Raw genomic sequence first — 17,131 nt, 5'->3', positions numbered from 1 at the left:
CGCCGGTCAGACGGCGTGGCCCTTCGGATATTCGTGGTCGCGGTGCGACTCGGGACTGTGCGGCCGCTCGGCGTCGGAGCCGCACAGCTCCGCGTTCAGCTCGTGCACCAGCTGGACGAGGTCGGTGGGCCGTTCGGGTCCCCACCAGTCCCCGAGCAGTTCGGCGAGCGACTCCTCGCGCGCCTGCGCCAGCCGCACGGCGGCCTCCTCGCCGCTCTCCGTGAGCATCAGGTCGAGGCCCTCACGGCGGGCGAGGCCGCGTCCCTCCACCTCACGGCTCGCCTCCGTGATCGCGCGCAGCGGGACGGGCGTCGTCTCGGCGAGCCGGGCCGGTTCGACGACGCCGTGGCGCTTCATGCGCAGCAGCAGCCAGCTCGAGGCGGGCAGCAGGTCGTAGCCGGCCCGTGCGGTGATCTTCTCGTAGATGTGCCGCCTGCCCTCGCGGGAGCCGAGCACCGAAAGGGCCCGCGCGACCTCGTCGTACGACGATCGCTCGACGGGGTTGGAGGCCAGCGTCTCGCTGTGGTCCGGCGCGGTCACCGAGCCGCGGAGCTTGTCCTCCTTGAGGAACCAGGCGATCAGGAAGGCGAGAGCGACGACCGGCAGGGCGTAGAGGAAGACGTCCGTGATGGCCGTGGAGTACGCGTTGAGCACCGAAGGGCGCAGGTCGGCCGGCAGTTCCGCGATGGCGCGCGGGTCGGCGGCGAGCTCGGCGGCCCCGGCGCCGGGCGGCACCCGCTGCCCGGCGAGGGCGTCGGTGAGCTTGTGTTCCAGCCGGTTGGTGAAGATCGTGCCGAAGATCGCGACGCCGAAGGAGGCGCCGATGGAGCGGAAGAACGTCGCGCCGGACGTCGCGACGCCAAGATCCTCGTAGCCGACGGCGTTCTGGACGACCAGGACGAGGACCTGCATGACGAGGCCGAGTCCGGCGCCGAAGACGAAGAAGTACAGGCTCATCTGCCAGGTGGAGCTGTTCGCCTCGAGCTGGTGGAGCAGCAGCAGGCCCAGCGCCGTCACGGCGGTGCCGGCGATCGGGAAGACCTTCCAGCGGCCGGTGCGGCTGACGATCTGCCCCGACGCCGTGGACGTGAGCAGCAGGCCGAACACCATCGGCAGCATGTGGACACCGGACATGGTCGGCGAGATGCCCTGGACGACCTGGAGGAACGTCGGCAGGTACGTCATCGCGCCGAACATCGCGAAACCGATGATGAAGCTGATGACCGCGACGAGCGTGAACGTCCGGATCCGGAACAGCTTCAGCGGCAGAACGGGTTCCGCCGCCTTGCGTTCGACGGCGACGAACGCGACGAGGAGCACGGCCCCCAGAACGGCGAGCCCGATGATCCGCGCAGAGCCCCACGCCCAGGTCGTACCGCCGAGGGAGGCGACGAGGACGAGACAGGTGGCCACGGAGGCGATGAGGAACGTGCCCAGGTAGTCGATGGTGTGCCGGGTCCGGCGGACCGGGATGTGCAGCACGGCCGCGATGACGAGCAGTGCGACGACGCCGATGGGCAGGTTGATGTAGAAGACCCAGCGCCAGCTGAGGTGTTCGGTGAAGAAGCCGCCGAGCAGCGGTCCGAGGACGCTGGTCGCTCCGAAGACCGCGCCGAACAGGCCCTGGTACTTGCCTCGTTCACGTGGTGACACGAGGTCGCCGACGATCGCCATCGACAGCACCATCAGCCCGCCGCCGCCGAGGCCCTGAACCGCCCGGAAGGCGATGAGCTGCGGCATGTTCTGGGAAATGCCGCAGAGGGCGGAGCCGACGAGGAAGATGACGATGGCCGTCTGGAAGAGCTTCTTGCGCCCGTACTGGTCACCCAGCTTGCCCCACAGGGGGGTGGCGGCGGTGGCGGCCAGCATGTAGGCGGTGACCACCCAGGAGAGGTGGTCCATGCCGCCCAGTTCGCTGACGATGGTCGGCAGCGCGGTCGCGACGATCGTCTGGTCGAGGGCGGCCAGAAGCATGCCCAGCAACAGCGCGCCGATGGCGACGAGAACGGTTCGCCGGTCGTGCCCCTCACCGGGGGCAGGCCCCACCTGGGCGCTGCTCACTTCCTGAGCCATGCCGATCTCCTCGGTTACGTGGCGCTGTTCCATCCCATCGTGGTGTGTCTGTCCGGTTATGGCCTCCCGAGAGGGGCGGTGTGGCAGGTGGGGCGTTGGGTGTGGCACGGGACGGCTGCATAATCGGCGGCATTCAAAGGGGAGGGGAACCGGCGATGACCGGAAACAGATGTCCGGAGTGCGACAGACCGAGGAACCCGGACGGCAGCGCCGGACCCGGCTGCGACTGCGCCGAGCGGGCGGGGGCCGCTCTGCGCGCGGAACGGGAGGCTGACATCGCGGCGGCGGAGGACTTCGACCCGCTGCGGATCAGGCCGTACGTGACGCTGGAGGGCCTTCGCCCGCCGGGCCGTCCGCCGTCCGGGCCCACCGGCGCGTCGGACCCGGCCGGGGACGAACGGGTGATGCCCTCCAGGGGCTTCGCGCCGGGCGCGGCGGGCGGTGGCAAGAGCGCCGCGCACGAGGTCGTCACGACCGGCGACGCGGGTCGTGACGCGGCCGGGCCTCACGCGGTCGGCGACGCGTCGCCCGGGCAGGACGGTTCCGCGCCGGGCGGGGACGCCGCCGGGCAGGGGGCGGCGGCACCGCCCGGGCCCGTACCGGCAGCGGGCCGCGCGGCCGACGGTCAGGCGTACGGCCCGGGGCCGGCCGGGACGACCCCGCCGAGCGCCCAGGCACACGGTGCCGCGTACGGCGGCGCGTTGCCGCCGGAGCAGTTCGCGCCCGGCACGGAGGCGCACCACGGCTTCGCGCCGGGCGGTGGCCACGGCACGCCCCTGCCGCAGGAATCCACCGGCGCGGAGCCGCACGGCACCGCCGGACACGGCGGGCCGCTGCCGCAGGAGTCCATCGGCGCAGGGACGTACGGCATCGCCGGACACGGCGGGGCGCTGCCTCCCGAGGGCTTCGGGCCGGACGGGGGCGGCGGCGCGCGCCGTGGTGACGACACCGTCGTGCTGGCGCCCGTAGGCAGCGGCCCGGGCCCGGGCCCGGGCGGGCAGGGGCGCGGGGGCGACGAGCCGCGCCGGCGGCGGCGTGTGTTCGCCGGGCTCGCCGTGGGCGCGGCGGCCGTCGCCGTGGCGGGGACGGTCGCGTTCGCCGGGGGGCTGTTCTCCGGCGGCGAGGAGCAGGACCGTGCGCTGCCGCCGGACACCCGGAGCAGCGCCCCCACCGCCGGCGCGGTGTCGGAGGCCCCTTCGGAGTCCGTCTCCGCGAGCGCGTCCGCCTCCGCCTCCCCCTCCGCATCGGCCTCCGCGTCCGCTTCGGCTTCCGCGTCGCCGACGCCGTCGCCGTCACGGTCCGCGCCCCGTACGAGCCCGAGCGCCGACGACCGGCCGGCCGGACCCTCCGCCCCGCAGACGACGGCCCAGGAGACAGGCACGGTGTCGGAGGCGCCGCCCGACAAACCGGCCGGCGGCACACTGCGCCGCGGCGACAGCGGTGCGGCGGTCGTCGACCTCCAGCAGCGGCTGATGCAGCTGTGGCTGTATCCGTACGACGAGGCGGACGGCCGCTTCGACGAGGACGTGGAGCAGGCCGTGAAGGTCTACCAGTGGGACCGCGGCATCCAGGGCGACCCGCTGGGCGTCTACGGCCCGCACACGCGCCGCGCGCTGGAGGCGGAGACACGGTCGTCCTGAAACGGATTGGCGTTACCCCGCCGCATTTTGTATCGTGAAGGAACAAAGTGGCTTCGCCCGTATTCCCTGACCGGCGGGCGAGGCCGCTTGTTTTCCTGCCGCCGCGCTCTGGAGTCCGTATGACGACCGCTCTGACCGCCCGCGCCCTCCTGCTCGACATGGACGGCACCATCGTCAACTCGGACGCGGTGGTGGAGCGCGTCTGGCGCGCATGGGCGATCGAGCACGGGCTGGACGCCGACGAGGCGCTCAAGACCGTCCACGGCCGCCAGGGCTACGCCACGATGGCCGTCCTGCTGCCCGACCGCCCCATGGAGCAGAACCACGCCGACAACCGCGTGCTGCTCGCCCAGGAGACGGCGGACACCGACGGCGTCGTCCCCGTCGCCGGCGCCCCGGCCTTCATGGCCGCCGTCGCCGCCCTGCCGCACGCCCTGGTGACCTCTGCCGACCTCGCGCTGGCCACGGCCCGGATGAAGGCCGCCGGGCTGCCGATGCCGGAGGTCCGCGTGACGGCCGAGTGCGTCGGCGCCAGCAAGCCGGACCCGGAGGGCTTCCTGAAGGGCGCGGCCGAGCTGGGCTTCGCCCCTGAGGACTGCGTGGCGTTCGAGGACTCGGAGGCCGGCATCACGGCGGCCCGCGCCGCGGGCATGCGGGTCGTCGGCGTGGGCCCCCGCGCCGCGGCGATGGCCCCCGACCTCCACGTGCCGGACCTCACCCACCTCACGCTCACCACGCACGACGACGGCACGATCGGGCTGCGCGCCGCCTGATCCGGCGGCTCAGCCCGTGATCGCCTCGAAGAGGCTGAAGCCGGCGAGGGCCAGCATCAGGCAGGCCGCGACCTTGGTGATCAGCTTCAGCGGCACGTACCGCATCAGTGTCCTTCCGCCCAGAATGCCGATGCCGGCCACGGCCCACAGCGCCAGCACGGCGCCCAGGCCGACGGAGACGGGGCTGTCGTAACGGGCGGCGAGGTTGGCCGTCATGATCTGGGTGAGGTCCCCGAACTCGGCGACGAGGATGAGCATGAAGCCCGCGCCCGAGACCTTCCAGAACGACTGGTCGGCGGGGGCCTTGACGGTCTCCTCCTCGTCGTCGCCCTTCTTCAGCAGCAGCATCAGCGCGCCCGCGAGGAAGAGGACACCCACCACCGCCTGCACCAGCCGGTGCGGCAGCAGGGTCAGCACGCTGCCCGCGGCGATGGCGAGCGCGACGTGGACGGCGAAGGCCGCCGCGACACCGGCGAAGACGTACGAGGCGCGGTAGCGGGTGCCCAGCATGAGACCGGCGAGGGCGGTCTTGTCAGGCAGTTCGGCGAGGAAGACGACGCCGAACGTGATCGCCATCACGGTGAAGCTGATCACGGGAGAATCCTCAATCGGTAGGGGCGGCGCGGCCCTGCCGAGAGTGACCTGAGGCGTTTCAGGGGTCGCTTCGGCACGGCAGCGCCATGGATGGATACATGGGCACTGCGGCCGAAGGTCTCGCTGGCGACCGTCGATGACGGGCCGCCTCCGGGCGCCGGCCGGGCACGAGGCCCAGCAGTATGTCGACGGTCCGGCGAAGAGCTACTCCCCTTCTGCGCTGAACAGAGTACGCGAAGGCCCCGCCCGGACGCGAAGCGCCGCGAGGCCGGCGCGTGGGGCGGGCCCGCGTCCACCGGTCCGGGAGCGTCCGCCGAGGCGGGTCGGAGGGCTGGCGCTGCCGCGCCGGCGCGTGGGGCGGGCCGCCCGCCTCGGCCGGTCCGGGAGCGTCCGCCGAGGCCGGTCGGGGCGGTGACCGGCGGGCCCGCGCCGAGGCCGGTCGGGACGGTGGCAGGCCCTGCAGCGCCGGGCGCGTGGGGCGGGCCGCCCGCCTCGGCCGGTCCCGGAACGTCCGTCGAGGCGGGTCAGGGCCGCTCGCCCGGGCCCTGCGCGCCGTCCCTGTGCAGCCGCCCCCTGGCCACCAGTTCCACCACCAGGGCCACCGCGACCGCCTGGACGGCCATCAGCGCGACCAGCACGAAGAGCTGCACCGCGCCCGCCTCCACGGGCGAGGCGCCCCCCAGCAGCATGCCGACGAAGGCACCCGGCAGTGTGACGAGGCCCACGGTCCTGGTCTGGTCGAGGCCGGGCAGCAGCGCGTCGGACGCGGGCGCGCGGGCGACCTCGAGGCGGGCGTCGCGGTCGAGCAGGCCGAGGGCGAGTCCGGCCTCCACCTCACCGCGGCGCTGCTCCAGTTCGTCCAGCGCCCGGCGGCCGCCGACCGACGTCACGCTCAGGGCGCCGCCGATGAGGATGCCGGTCACGGGGATCAGCGTGATGCCCTTCAGCGGCACCAGTCCGGTGAGCAGCAGCGCGGCCACGACGGGGAGCACTCCCGCGGCGATCGGCAGACCGGCCCACCACCAGGTCCCGTTGGCGGTGATGCGCCGGCCGGCGGTGCGGACGGCGACCGCGTACATCAGCGCGAGGAAGGCGAGCAGCAGCGGTACGGAGCAGACGACCCAGCCGATCGCCAGTGAAACGACGGCGAGTTGGACCGCCGCGCGCACGCCCGCGACGGCGATGTCGCGGGAACGCCCGAGGTGGGCGACGGCCGCCACGGTCGCCGCAGCGACCAGCAGGACGGCCAGCACGGCCCCGAGGGTGAGGTTGACCGGCAGCAGCACGCCGCAACACTACGACGCCACAAGGATCATGTCGGCGCGTCAGAACCCTTGATGTGACGTGCCCATGTCGCCACCCTGTTACCTGGCGCCCATCCCCGAGAAACCTGGCGCCGCGAACATGGCCACGCCCGAACGGCCAAGTTCCCCCCACCTCGAAGGAGTTCGCATGTCAGGTGTCTACGCGCGTCGAAGCCGCGGCTTCCGTCGCGCAGCCGTGCTCGCCGTCACGTCCGCCCTCGCCATGGCCGGCCTGCTGGCCACCTCCCCCACCGCGCAGGCCGCCCCGCCCACCCCGGTCAGCGCCTCCACCGCCCGCAGCTACCTCAGCCAGCTGACCGTGTCCGCGGAGGGCTCCTCCACCGGCTACAGCCGCGATCTGTTCCCGCACTGGATCACCCAGTCGGGCGCCTGCAACACCCGAGAGGTCGTGCTCAAGCGGGACGGCACGAACGTCGTGCAGGACTCCAGCTGCGCGGCCACGAGCGGCCGCTGGTTCTCCCCCTACGACGGCGCCACCTGGTCCGCGGCCTCCGACGTGGACATCGACCACATAGTCCCGCTGGCGGAGGCGTGGCGTTCCGGCGCGAGCAGCTGGACCACGTCCAAGCGCCAGCAGTTCGCCAACGACCTGACCCGCCCGCAGCTCATCGCCGTCACGGACAACGTCAACCAGTCCAAGGGCGACCAGGACCCGGCCGAGTGGCTGCCGCCGGTCACCTCGTACCGCTGCATGTACGCCCGGATGTGGGTGCACACGAAGTACTACTGGAACCTCAAGGTCGACTCGGCGGAGAAGAGCGCGCTCCAGAGCATCCTGAACGGCTGCTGACCCGGCCGCCGCACCAGGGCCGCTCCCGGGACACACCAAGGGTCCGCGGAACCGGCCCGCCCCTCTCCGTCGTTCCGTACCGTACGGGGCGACGGAAGGGGCATCACATGACCGGGCTTCGCCTTGGGCCGCTGCTGCGGCACGTCGACTGGGACACGGGCACCGCCGCGACCATCTGGGTCGAGACCGGCCGCCCGTGCACGGCGGAGGTCCGCTGCGAGCAGGGCGGCGGCGGTTCTTCCCGTACGTTCACGGTGGCCGGGCACCACTACGCCCTGGTCACCGTCACCGGCCTGACACCGGGCTCGTCGACCGCCTACGAGGTGTTCCTCGACGGCGAGCACGTCTGGCCGCTCGACGACTCGCCCCATCCGCCCAGCACCATCCGCACCCCCGAGGTCCCCGCGGACTCCGTGCGGGTCACCTTCGGCTCGTGCCGCTGGGCCGCCCGCCCCGCCCGCGGGCACGACCCGGTGGGCCCCGACGCCCTGGACACCCTCGCCGCGAAGCTGTCCTCGGCCCCCGAGGAGGAGCGCCCGGACGTCCTGCTGCTGCTCGGCGACCAGGTGTACGCGGACGAGGTCTCGGAGGCCACCAGCGCACGCCTGTCGGCCGGCCGCGACCGGCAGGTGCCGCCGGGCTCAGGGGTGGCGGACTACGAGGAGTACACCTGGCTGTACGACGAATCGTGGCGTGACCCCGACGTCCGCTGGCTGCTCTCCACCGTGCCCAGTTGCATGATCTTCGACGACCACGACGTCATCGACGACTGGAACACCAGCACGGCCTGGCTGGACGACATGCGGGCGACGCCCTGGTGGCGGGAGCGGATCCTCAGCGCGCTGATGTCGTACTGGGTGTACCAGCATCTCGGCAATCTCTCCCCCGCGGAGCTGGCCGCCGACCCCCTCTACAAGGTGGTCAGCTCGGCCCCCGACGGCACACAGGCCCTGCGGCAGTTCGCGGAGACGGCCGACCGGGACGCCACCGCGGCGCGCTGGAGCTATCGGCGGGACTTCGGCCGGACCCGGCTGCTGATGATCGACACCCGTGCCGCCCGTGTCCTGGACGAGCAGAACAGATCCATGCTCGACGCGGGAGAGGCGGCGTGGCTGCGCGACCAGGCCCTGGAGGGACGGGGGTCGTACGACCATCTCCTCCTCGGCACCTCGCTGCCCTGGCTGCTGCCGCCGCTGGTCCACGACGCGGAGACCTGGAACGCGGCGATGTGCCGCGGCGAGCGGGGCAGGCGGTGGGCCCGTATCGGGGAGAGTGTGCGCCGCCACGCGGATCTGGAGCACTGGTCGGCGTTCCCTTCCTCCTTCGAGGAGCTGACGCGGCTGATCATGGAGGTGGGCAGCGGTCCGGACGCGCCGGCGACGGTGTGCGTGCTCTCCGGGGACGTCCATCACGCGTACGTGGCGGAGCCGGAGCGGCCCGGCGGTCCGGCGGGCGGTCCCGGTGGCACCGGCGCCGTCGCCGCCCCCGACGCCCGGGTGCTCCAGCTGACCTGCTCCCCCGTGCACAACTCCGTCCCCAAGGCGGTGAGGGTCGGCTTCCGGTTCGGCTGGAGCCGGGCGGGACGGCGGCTGGGCCGGCTCTTCGCACGGCACGGCCGCGCCGGGGAACCGCTCGTCCGGTGGGGGCGCGGGGGCGGGCCGTGGTTCGGCAATCAGCTGATGACCCTGTCCCTGCGCGGGCGCACGGCGTCGCTGCGGCTCGACCGGGCGGAGGCGGACGGCCGCGGGCGGTTGACGACCCTGTTCGACCGCCGGCTGACGGACGGCTCCTGACCGGCGTGCCCGTCGGCCCGGGGGTCCGGGACCCGGGGGCGCCGGTTTCCCGCCAAACCACGGGTGCGCCGGACCGAGGACGCCCTCGGCCGAGCGCCCGGTATTCAGCCCGCCGTGTCACGAAACCGGAGGGCGCCCCTGTCTGCCGGGAGGAAGGCCAGTTCCGGATGCCCGTGCGCGGCCGCCGCCACGGGTCACCGGGGAGCGGAGGCATCGGCCAAAAGCAGCCTGCCGGAAAATGTTGAACTTGCAAGTAATCATTAGGCCCGCCTAACCTGGGGCCCCCTCATCGGTTCTGTCCCCGAAACCGAAGGAGCCCCCACATGAGCAACTCCCCCCTGCCCGCACGCCTGGAGCAGGCGCAGCCCTATGCGCTCGGCCTGTTCCGGGCCGTCGTGGGTCTGCTGTTCCTCTGCCACGGCGCCGCCTCGCTGTTCGGCGTCCTCGGCGGCGCGGCGGGCGGCGGCACCGTCCCGGCCGGCACGTGGCCCGGCTGGTACGCGGCGGTGATCCAGCTGGTCGCCGGAGCCCTGGTCCTGCTCGGCGTCGGCACCCGCAGCGCGGCCCTCGTCGCCTCCGGGTCGATGGCGTACGCGTACTTCAAGGTCCACCAGCCCGAGTCGCTGTTCCCGCTGCAGAACGGCGGTGAGGCGTCGGCGATGTTCTGCTGGGCGTTCCTGCTGCTGGTCTTCACGGGTCCCGGCGCCCTGGCGCTGGACCGGCTGATCGCGCCGCGCCGCGCCGGCCGGCCGGCGGAGCAGCGCGAGGAACGGGCCACCGCCGCGGCCTGACCCTGCCGCAGCACGCACGTATCGCCCGGCCCCTCCCTCGGGGGGCCGGGCGTTCCCGTGTCCGGGACCGTCACGCTCCGGGGCGTGAGGCCCCTTCGGGGCCGGCCCGGTCGGGACCTTTCCTCCGTACGTCTCCGCAAGGACTTCCAACCGGCTTCGTACGGGCTTCGAACCGGCGTCGTACCGCCTTCGTACGGGCGGTTTCGCTGCGGTGTCGGGCGGGGGAACGCCCCCTGTCGATGTCGTCCGCACTCCAGGCGTACGCTGTACAGCTGTCTGGCCGCCTGCCGCTCCCCCGCGACACCGTGGCCCTGCCAGGAACGGGGAGAGTCAAGGTGCTCGAGAGCATTGGGTCGCTGACCGGCAGCCCATGGATCTACGCCGTCGTGGCCCTGTCCGTCCTCCTCGACGTGTTCCTGCCCGTGCTGCCCAGCGGAGTGCTGGTGATCACGGCCGCCACCGCCGCGGCCGCCGGCTCCACGGCCGCGCCCGGCGCCGCGGCCGTCGCCGGCGCGGCGGGCCAGGTGCCGCGCGAGGTCCCCTCGCTGCTCGTCCTCGTGCTGTGCGCGGCGACCGCGTCCGTACTGGGTGATCTGGTCGCCTACCGGCTCGCCTGGCGCGGCGGGGACCGTCTGGACCGGGCCATTGCCCGCTCACGCCGTCTGACCAGGGCGCAGGAACGTCTCGGCGTGGCGCTCGGGCGCGGCGGCGGGGCGCTCGTCGTCATCGCCCGCTTCGCGCCGGCCGGCCGCTCCGTGGTCTCGCTGGGCGCGGGCGCGGCGCACCGCAAGGTGAAGGAGTTCCTCCCCTGGTCGGCCCTGGCCGGGATCGCCTGGGCCGGCTACGCCGTCGGGCTCGGCTGGTTCGGCGGCCAGTGGCTGGGCGCGAGCTGGATCGGCGCGGCGGTGTCCGTGCTGGCGCTGTTCGGCGCGGGCTCGCTCGCCGCCTACTTCATGCGGCGTCCGGCTCCTGAGCCGGCTCCTGCTCCTGGGCCTGCCGCTTAGCGGCATGACCGCCGGAGCCACGGATCTCGAGCCCCTCGAGGAGTCTGCGGGTCGCCTCCGCGATCTCCTCGACGGCCTCGTCGAACACCTCGCGGTTGTGCGCGGCCGGGGCCCGGAAGCCGGAGACCTTGCGCACGTACTGCAGGGCGGCGGCACGGATGTCGTCCTCCGTGGCCTCTGTGGGAAGGACGGGCGGGCGGAGAGTCTTGATGCTGCGGCACATGACTCCAGTGTGCCGCGCACCACTGACAGGCGGCGGACCGTCGCCCGTACCGCGGCACGACGGCTGACGCCGCGACACGGGGTGACGCTGTGACACCGCGGGTAACCCGGGGGCCCGCCGACGCCGTTCCACGCGGCCAGTAGAGTGCGGCTGCGTCCCCTGCCGTTCCACCGACGAGGTACCGCTCAGTGACCCCCGCACCACGCTCACCAGCAGTAACCGTCGTCGGGATCGGCGCCGACGGCTGGCCGGGACTCCCCGGGACCGCCCAGGACGCGCTACGGGACGCGGAGGTCGTCATCGGCGGCGCACGGCAGTTGGAACTGCTGCCCGCCGACTGCACGGCCGAGCGCGTGACCTGGCCGAGCCCTCTGCGGCCCGCCGTCGCCGGACTGCTCGCCGCCCACCGCGGCCGCCGGCTCGCCGTCCTGGCCAGCGGCGACCCCATGTTCTACGGCATCGGCCGCGCGCTGGCGGAGGAGACCGGACCGGACGCGCTGCACGTCGTCCCGCACGCCTCGTCCGTCTCGTACGCCTGCGCCCGCCTGGGCTGGCCCGTCGAGGACACCGCCGTCGTCACGCTTGTCGGACGTCCCGCCGGGCAGTTGTCCGCCGCGCTGCACGACGGCCGCCGGCTGCTGGTGCTCAGCGCCGGGCCGGACACGCCCGCCGAGGTGGCCGCGCTGCTGCGCGACCGGGGCTTCGGCGGGACCCGGATGCGGGTGCTCGAACAGCTCGGCGCGGCGGGCGAGCGGTGCGTGGACGGCCACGCCGGGTCCTGGGACGAGCCCCCCGGTGACCCGCTGAACGTCATAGCCCTCGAATGCCGCCTCGACGAGGGGGCGTTGCGGCTGTCCGCCGCCCCCGGCCTGCCCGACGAGGCGTACGAGCACGACGGGCAGCTCACCAAGCGACATGTGCGCGCCGCGACCGTCGCCGCGCTCGCCCCCGCACCGGGCGAACTGCTGTGGGACGTCGGCGGCGGCTCCGGCTCCCTCGCGATCGAATGGATGCGCACGCACCCCTCGTGCCGGGCCGTCACCGTGGAACGCGACCCGGTCCGGGCCGCGCGTATCGCCCGTAACGCGGACAGGCTCGGCGTGCCGGCCCTGCGTGTCGTCACCGGCGCCGCGCCGGACGCGCTGGCGGGACTGCCCGTCCCCGCGGCGGTGTTCATCGGCGGCGGGCTGACCGCGCCCGGTCTCCTGGACGCCTGCTGGGACGCGCTGCCGAGGGGCGGCCGGCTGGTCGCCAACACGGTCACCCTCGAGTCGGAGGCGCTGCTGGCCGAACGCTACGCGCGCCACGGCGGCGAACTCGTCCGCCTGGCCGTCTCCCACGCCGTGCCCGTCGGCGGCTTCACCGGCTGGCGCCAGGCCATGCCCGTCACCCAATGGTCCGTCACCAAAGCAGGAGATCCGACATGACCGTGTACTTCATCGGTGCGGGCCCCGGCGCCGCCGACCTGATCACCGTGCGCGGGGCGCGCACCCTGGCGTCGTGCGGCGTCTGCCTCTACGCCGGCTCGCTCGTCCCGCGCGAACTCCTCGCCGACTGCCCGCCGGACGCCCGCCTGATCGACACGGCGCAGCTCGACCTGGACGCCATCACCGCGGAGCTGGTCCGCGCCCACGAGGAGGGCCACGAAGTGGCCCGGCTCCACTCGGGCGACCCGTCGGTCTTCAGCGCGGTCGCGGAGCAGATGCGGCGCCTGGACGCGGCGGGTGTGCCGTACGAGGTCGTGCCGGGCGTCCCGGCGTTCGCCGCGGCGGCCGCGGCGCTGAAGCGGGAGCTGACGGTCCCGACCGTCGGCCAGACGGTGATCCTCACCCGCGTCGCCCAGCAGGCCACCCCCATGCCGGACGGCGAGGACCTGGCGACCCTGGGCCGCAGCGGGGCGCTGCTCGTCCTCCACCTGGGCGCCCGCCATGTCGACCGGATCGTCTCCGAGCTCCTCCCCCACTACGGCGCCGACTGCCCGGCCGCCGTGGTGGCGATGGCGAGCCGCCCCGACGAGCTGGTGCTGCGCGGGACGCTGGAGGACATCGCCGCGCAGGTGAAGGAGGCGGGCGTGACCCGCACCGCGGTCATCCTGGTCGGCCGCGTCCTGGCGGCGTCGGGCTTCCGCGACAGCCACCTGTACTCCGCGGAACGCGCCCGCCACGACTGCGCCTGAGACCGGGGCCGGGCCCGCCGAAGCGGCGGGCCCGGTCCCCGCGCAGTAGCCTGAAAGAGGCCATGCGGTGTCAGCCCCCGGCCGGAGGTCGCTCATGGACGTCCTGGTCCTGATCGGACGCATCCTCTTCGCGGTTCTCTTCCTCGGCGCGGCCCTCAACCACCTCACGCACACGAAACAGATGGCCGGCTACGCCGGAAGCCGCGGCGTGCCCGCCACGGTGGCCACCCCGCTCACCCTCGCCACCGGTCTGCTGCTGCTGACCGGCGCGCTGAGCGTGCTGCTCGGCATCTGGGCCGACCTCGGGGCGCTGCTGCTCGCGGTGTTCCTCCTTCCGACGGCGTTCGTCATGCACGCGTTCTGGACGGAGGAGGGCGACGCCAGGATGGAGGAGATGCTCCACTTCATGAAGGATCTCGCCCTGTCCGGTGCGGCGTTGATGCTGCTCGCCTTCTTCTCGTACACGGGTGACGAACTGGGCCTGACGCTCACCGGTCCTCTGTTCGGGATCTCCTGACCCGCCGTCGGCTCACGCTCCCCGCGGCTCCGCCTGCCCCACCACGGCCCCGGCGCGGTCGATGCACACCACGTCCACCGCGACCGGCGCGCCCCGCAGCACGCCGAGCGCCTGATCGCGTGCGGCCGCCGCCACCAGGTCGCCCAGTGGGACACCCTGCGCCGCGCACATCTGGAGCGCCGCCAGGCCCGTGTTCGCCGCGGCGACCTCCGCCGCCAGCACCTCGTCCGCGCCGCCCTGCCGGGCGAGCTCCGCCAGGAACGCCTTGTCGACCTGGGAGCGGCCCGAGTGCAGGTCCAGGTGGCCCGCGGCGAGCTTGGAGAGCTTGGCGAAGCCGCCGCAGAGGGTGAGCCGCTCGACCGGGTGGCGTCGTACGTACTTCAGCACCGCCCCCGCGAAGTCGCCCATGTCGAGCAGCGCGTCCTCCGGCAGCCCGTACAGGGCCACCACGGTCTTCTCCGAGGTCGAGCCCGTGCAGCCGGCCACGTGCGTGCGCCCCGCGGCCCGCGCCACGTCCACGCCGCGCCGGATGGAGTCGATCCACGCCGAGCACGAGTAGGGCACCACGATCCCGGTCGTGCCGAGGATCGACAGTCCGCCCAGGATCCCGAGCCTCGGGTTCCACGTGGAGCGGGCGATCTCCTCGCCGTGGTCGACGGAGACGGTGATCTCCACGTCCCCGCCGCCGCCGTGCCGCGCGGCGACCACGCCCACGTGGTCGCGCATCATCTGCCGCGGCACCGGGTTGATCGCGGGTTCCCCCACGTCGAGCGGCAGCCCGGGCCGGGTGACCGTCCCCACGCCGGGCCCCGCGCGGAACACGACACCGGACCCGGCCGGCAGCAGCCGCACCGTGGCCCTCACCAGCGCCCCGTGGGTGACGTCCGGGTCGTCGCCGGCGTCCTTGACGATCCCCGCCATGGCGGACCCGCCGGACAGGGACTCGGCGGCCAGCGCGAAGGCCGGCGTCTGCCCCTTGGGCAGCGTGATCGTCACCGGGTCGGGGAACTCGCCGGTCAGCAGCGCCGTGTACGCCGCGGTCGTCGCGGCCGTCGCGCAGGCACCGGTCGTCCAGCCGGGCCGCAGACCGGTGTGCTTGAGTTGGGCCTCACGCCCGCCGCCCGTTGCCGCGCTCATGGATGGACTCCGATGCATGTACTGATCCTCGGTGGGACGACCGAGGGCCGGCGTCTCGCCGAGACACTGCACGCCGACGCTACGGTCCGCGTCACCAGCAGCCTCGCCGGCCGGGTCGCCACTCCCAGGATGCCCCCTGGGGAGGTCCGGATCGGCGGCTTCGGCGGGGCGGAGGGCATGGCCCGGTGGCTGCGCGAGCACGACGTGGGCGCGGTCATCGACGCCACCCATCCCTTCGCCGGAACGATCAGTTTCAACGCGGCGCTGGCCGCCGCGGAGGCCCATGTTCCCCTGCTGGCGCTGCGCCGCCCCGGCTGGGCCCCCGCCGACGGCGACGACTGGCATCCGGTCGGCTCCCTCGAGGAGGCCGCGGACCGGGCCGCCGCGCTCGGCAGCCGGGTGTTCCTGACGACCGGCCGCATGGGCCTCGCCTCCTTCGCGCACATCCGTGACGCGTGGTTCCTCGTGCGTTCCGTCGACGCCCCGGAGGGGGCGTGCCCGCCGCGGATGGACGTGCTGCTCGACCGGGGACCGTTCACCCTCGACGGCGAACGCGAACTGCTGCGGCGTCACCGCATCGACGTGCTCGTCACCAAGGACAGCGGCGGAGCGGCGACGGCACCGAAGCTGACGGCCGCGCGGGAGGCGGGCGTGCCTGTGGTGATCGTGCACCGCCCGCCCGTCCCCGACGGGGTCCCGGTGGCAGGCGGCCCCGAGGAGGCGGCCGCCTGGCTGCGGGCCTACTCGGGATAACGCCTCGGGGTCCACACGATCTCGTGGCCGTCGCCACGCCGGACCACCTGCGTCTGCGACGACCCGATCAGCAGGATCGTGCGCATGTCGACCTGGGCCGGGTCGAGTTCACCGAGCCGTACGATCCGCACGCTCTCCTCCGGCCCGCCGATGTCCCGGCCGAGCACCACGGGCGTGTCCGGCGCCCGGTGCCCGAGGAGCACCTCGCGCGCCTTGCCCACCTGCCAGGTGCGGCTGCGGGAACCGGGGTTGTACAGGGCGAGCACCAGGTCGGCGGCGGCCGCGGCGGCCAGCCGCTCGGCGATGACCTCCCACGGCTTGAGCCGGTCGGACAGCGAGAGCACCGCGTAGTCGTGGCCGAGCGGCGCACCGGCCTTCGCGGCGGCGGCGTTGGCGGCGGTGACGCCCGGGAGGACCCGTACCGGAACGTCCTTGTACGCGTCCTGGGACGCCACCTCCAGCACGGCGGTCGCCATGGCGAAGACGCCCGGGTCGCCGCCGGAGACGACGGCGACCCGCCGTCCGCGCCGGGCGAGGTCGAGCGCGAACTCTGCGCGCTCCGACTCGACCTTGTTGTCGGAGCCGTGCCGGATCTGCCCCGGACGCTGCGGCACCCGGTCGACGTACGTGGTGTAGCCGACCAGTTCGTCCGCGTCGGCGAGGGCGCGCTTCGTCTCTGGCGTCAGCCACAGCGGCCCGGCCGGGCCGGTGCCCACCACCACGACCTCGCCCTTGCCGGGGGCCGGGCGCGGGTTCGCGATACGGCTCGGCACGACGGCCACGGAGAAGTACGGCACCGACTCCGGGTCGATGTCGGCCAGTGGCCCGGTGCGCTCGCCGCTCATCGTGGCCCGCTCGACGTAACGGGCCTCCGCCAGGCGGCCGGAGGACTCCATCGCGCGCCGCACGGCGGGGAACGTCCGGCCCAGTTTCATGACGACGGCCGAATCGGTCGAGGCGAGCCGGGCGGTCAGCTCCTCCTCCGGCAGTGTGCCGGGGATGACGGTGAGCACCTCCTCCGCCTCGCACAGCGGCGTCCCGAGCCGGGCCGCCGCGGCGCTGATGGAGGTGACGCCCGGGACGACCTCGGTCGGGTAGCGGTGCGCGAGCCGCTTGTGCATGTGCTGGTAGGAGCCGTAGAAGAACGGGTCGCCCTCGGCGAGGACGGCGACCGTGCGGCCGGCGTCGAGGTGCGCGGCGAGCCGGGCCGCGGCCTGCTCGTAGAAGTCGTCGAGCGCGCCCCGGTAACCGCCGGGATGGTCGGTGGTCTCGACCGTGACCGGGTACATCAGACGCTCCTCGATGTGCTCGGGGCGCAGATGCGGGGCCGCGATCGACCGGGCGATGGAACGTCCGTGCCGGGCGCAGTGGTACGCGATGACGTCGGCCTCCGCGATGACGCGGGCGGCACGCAGGGTCATCAGCTCCGGGTCGCCGGGGCCGAGCCCGACGCCGTACAGCCGGCCGGTGGGCCGGTCGTCGCGGGTCGGGTCGCCGGTGGGCCGGTCGTCGCGGTTCAGGTCGTCGCCGCTCTGGTTCTCG

General features: G+C 73.8%; 16 protein-coding genes. 10 read left to right on the top strand and 6 right to left on the bottom strand.

Annotated elements, in window-relative coordinates; genetic code table 11:
* Nucleotides 1-6: 6 nt before the first annotated feature.
* Nucleotides 7-2,073 carry an MDR family MFS transporter gene (locus SPRI_RS25610; protein ID WP_037776885.1) on the bottom strand — a complete coding sequence of 689 codons (2,067 nt, stop codon included), beginning with the start codon at nt 2,071-2,073 and terminating at the stop codon, nt 7-9.
* Between the two features lie 155 nt (nt 2,074-2,228).
* Here SPRI_RS25610 and SPRI_RS25605 point away from each other — a divergent pair, with 155 nt between their 5' ends.
* Nucleotides 2,229-3,713 (top strand): peptidoglycan-binding domain-containing protein, encoded by a 1,485-nt coding sequence (locus SPRI_RS25605; protein ID WP_053557353.1) that lies wholly within the window; start codon nt 2,229-2,231, stop codon nt 3,711-3,713.
* 119 nt (nt 3,714-3,832) lie between these two features.
* Entirely contained in the window at nt 3,833-4,486 is a 654-nt protein-coding gene (locus SPRI_RS25600; protein ID WP_005318240.1) for an HAD-IA family hydrolase, read from the top strand.
* Nucleotides 4,487-4,495: 9 nt separating this feature from the next.
* Here SPRI_RS25600 and SPRI_RS25595 read toward each other — a convergent pair whose 3' ends face one another.
* Both SPRI_RS25595 and SPRI_RS25590 read right to left on the bottom strand, forming a co-directional pair.
* On the bottom strand, nt 4,496-5,080 hold the full coding sequence (locus SPRI_RS25595; RefSeq protein WP_005318239.1) for a TMEM165/GDT1 family protein: 585 nt from the start codon (nt 5,078-5,080) through the stop codon (nt 4,496-4,498).
* Nucleotides 5,081-5,604: 524 nt separating this feature from the next.
* Nucleotides 5,605-6,366 (bottom strand): ABC transporter permease, encoded by a 762-nt coding sequence (locus SPRI_RS25590; RefSeq protein ID WP_037774784.1) that lies wholly within the window; start codon nt 6,364-6,366, stop codon nt 5,605-5,607.
* A gap of 166 nt (nt 6,367-6,532) precedes the next feature.
* Here SPRI_RS25590 and SPRI_RS25585 point away from each other — a divergent pair, with 166 nt between their 5' ends.
* From SPRI_RS25585 to SPRI_RS25570, 4 genes are all read left to right on the top strand, one after another.
* Nucleotides 6,533-7,195 (top strand): HNH endonuclease family protein, encoded by a 663-nt coding sequence (locus SPRI_RS25585; RefSeq protein WP_005318235.1) that lies wholly within the window; start codon nt 6,533-6,535, stop codon nt 7,193-7,195.
* 107 nt (nt 7,196-7,302) lie between these two features.
* Nucleotides 7,303-8,988, top strand: coding sequence for an alkaline phosphatase D family protein (locus SPRI_RS25580; protein ID WP_005318232.1), 1,686 nt, complete (start codon nt 7,303-7,305; stop codon nt 8,986-8,988).
* A gap of 323 nt (nt 8,989-9,311) precedes the next feature.
* A complete protein-coding gene (locus SPRI_RS25575) occupies nt 9,312-9,779 on the top strand; it encodes a DoxX family protein (protein WP_053557352.1) in 468 nt (155 codons plus the stop codon).
* A gap of 335 nt (nt 9,780-10,114) precedes the next feature.
* Nucleotides 10,115-10,783 carry a DedA family protein gene (locus SPRI_RS25570; protein ID WP_053557351.1) on the top strand — a complete coding sequence of 223 codons (669 nt, stop codon included), beginning with the start codon at nt 10,115-10,117 and terminating at the stop codon, nt 10,781-10,783.
* Here SPRI_RS25570 and SPRI_RS25565 read toward each other — a convergent pair.
* Nucleotides 10,731-11,006 (bottom strand): DUF2277 domain-containing protein, encoded by a 276-nt coding sequence (locus tag SPRI_RS25565; RefSeq protein WP_005318230.1) that lies wholly within the window; start codon nt 11,004-11,006, stop codon nt 10,731-10,733. The two genes, SPRI_RS25570 and SPRI_RS25565, sit on opposite strands and share 53 nt — an antisense overlap.
* Before the next feature lie 188 nt (nt 11,007-11,194).
* Here SPRI_RS25565 and SPRI_RS25560 point away from each other — a divergent pair, with 188 nt between their 5' ends.
* The 3 genes from SPRI_RS25560 (at nt 11,195) to SPRI_RS25550 (ending at nt 13,699) form a co-directional block, all read left to right on the top strand.
* A complete protein-coding gene (locus SPRI_RS25560) occupies nt 11,195-12,433 on the top strand; it encodes a bifunctional cobalt-precorrin-7 (C(5))-methyltransferase/cobalt-precorrin-6B (C(15))-methyltransferase (RefSeq protein WP_053557350.1) in 1,239 nt (412 codons plus the stop codon).
* Nucleotides 12,430-13,182 (top strand): precorrin-4 C(11)-methyltransferase, encoded by a 753-nt coding sequence (gene cobM / locus SPRI_RS25555; protein WP_037774782.1) that lies wholly within the window; start codon nt 12,430-12,432, stop codon nt 13,180-13,182. Before SPRI_RS25560 ends, cobM begins: the two co-directional genes overlap by 4 nt.
* A gap of 94 nt (nt 13,183-13,276) precedes the next feature.
* Nucleotides 13,277-13,699, top strand: coding sequence for a DoxX family protein (locus SPRI_RS25550; protein WP_037774781.1), 423 nt, complete (start codon nt 13,277-13,279; stop codon nt 13,697-13,699).
* A 12-nt stretch (nt 13,700-13,711) separates the two neighbouring features.
* Here the strand turns inward: SPRI_RS25550 and SPRI_RS25545 are convergent, their stop codons facing one another.
* On the bottom strand, nt 13,712-14,836 hold the full coding sequence (locus tag SPRI_RS25545; RefSeq protein ID WP_053557349.1) for a cobalt-precorrin-5B (C(1))-methyltransferase: 1,125 nt from the start codon (nt 14,834-14,836) through the stop codon (nt 13,712-13,714).
* A 12-nt stretch (nt 14,837-14,848) separates the two neighbouring features.
* Here SPRI_RS25545 and SPRI_RS25540 point away from each other — a divergent pair, with 12 nt between their 5' ends.
* Nucleotides 14,849-15,589, top strand: a complete 741-nt coding sequence (locus tag SPRI_RS25540) for a cobalt-precorrin-6A reductase (protein ID WP_005318221.1) — start codon at nt 14,849-14,851, stop codon at nt 15,587-15,589.
* On the opposite strand, the gene SPRI_RS25535 is transcribed toward SPRI_RS25540, so the two are convergent.
* Nucleotides 15,577-17,109: a precorrin-2 C(20)-methyltransferase gene (locus SPRI_RS25535; protein ID WP_053557785.1), complete on the bottom strand. Its 1,533-nt coding sequence runs from the start codon at nt 17,107-17,109 to the stop codon at nt 15,577-15,579. The two genes, SPRI_RS25540 and SPRI_RS25535, sit on opposite strands and share 13 nt — an antisense overlap.
* Nucleotides 17,110-17,131 lie beyond the last annotated feature (22 nt).

Source organism: Streptomyces pristinaespiralis (genome assembly GCF_001278075.1).
Taxonomy (GTDB): domain Bacteria; phylum Actinomycetota; class Actinomycetes; order Streptomycetales; family Streptomycetaceae; genus Streptomyces; species Streptomyces pristinaespiralis.
This window is presented reverse-complemented; position numbering and strand designations above follow the sequence as displayed.

What these genes read in the sequence shown, in the direction of transcription:
- SPRI_RS25610 (WP_037776885.1), bottom strand. Translation starts at nt 2,073, where the DNA reads ATGGCTCAGGAAGTGAGCAGCGCCCAGGTGGGGCCTGCCCCCGGTGAG.
- SPRI_RS25605 (WP_053557353.1), top strand. Translation starts at nt 2,229, where the DNA reads ATGACCGGAAACAGATGTCCGGAGTGCGACAGACCGAGGAACCCGGAC.
- SPRI_RS25600 (WP_005318240.1), top strand. Translation starts at nt 3,833, where the DNA reads ATGACGACCGCTCTGACCGCCCGCGCCCTCCTGCTCGACATGGACGGC.
- SPRI_RS25585 (WP_005318235.1), top strand. Translation starts at nt 6,533, where the DNA reads ATGTCAGGTGTCTACGCGCGTCGAAGCCGCGGCTTCCGTCGCGCAGCC.
- SPRI_RS25580 (WP_005318232.1), top strand. Translation starts at nt 7,303, where the DNA reads ATGACCGGGCTTCGCCTTGGGCCGCTGCTGCGGCACGTCGACTGGGAC.
- SPRI_RS25575 (WP_053557352.1), top strand. Translation starts at nt 9,312, where the DNA reads ATGAGCAACTCCCCCCTGCCCGCACGCCTGGAGCAGGCGCAGCCCTAT.
- SPRI_RS25565 (WP_005318230.1), bottom strand. Translation starts at nt 11,006, where the DNA reads ATGTGCCGCAGCATCAAGACTCTCCGCCCGCCCGTCCTTCCCACAGAG.
- cobM (WP_037774782.1), top strand. Translation starts at nt 12,430, where the DNA reads ATGACCGTGTACTTCATCGGTGCGGGCCCCGGCGCCGCCGACCTGATC.
- SPRI_RS25550 (WP_037774781.1), top strand. Translation starts at nt 13,277, where the DNA reads ATGGACGTCCTGGTCCTGATCGGACGCATCCTCTTCGCGGTTCTCTTC.
- SPRI_RS25545 (WP_053557349.1), bottom strand. Translation starts at nt 14,836, where the DNA reads ATGAGCGCGGCAACGGGCGGCGGGCGTGAGGCCCAACTCAAGCACACC.
- SPRI_RS25540 (WP_005318221.1), top strand. Translation starts at nt 14,849, where the DNA reads ATGCATGTACTGATCCTCGGTGGGACGACCGAGGGCCGGCGTCTCGCC.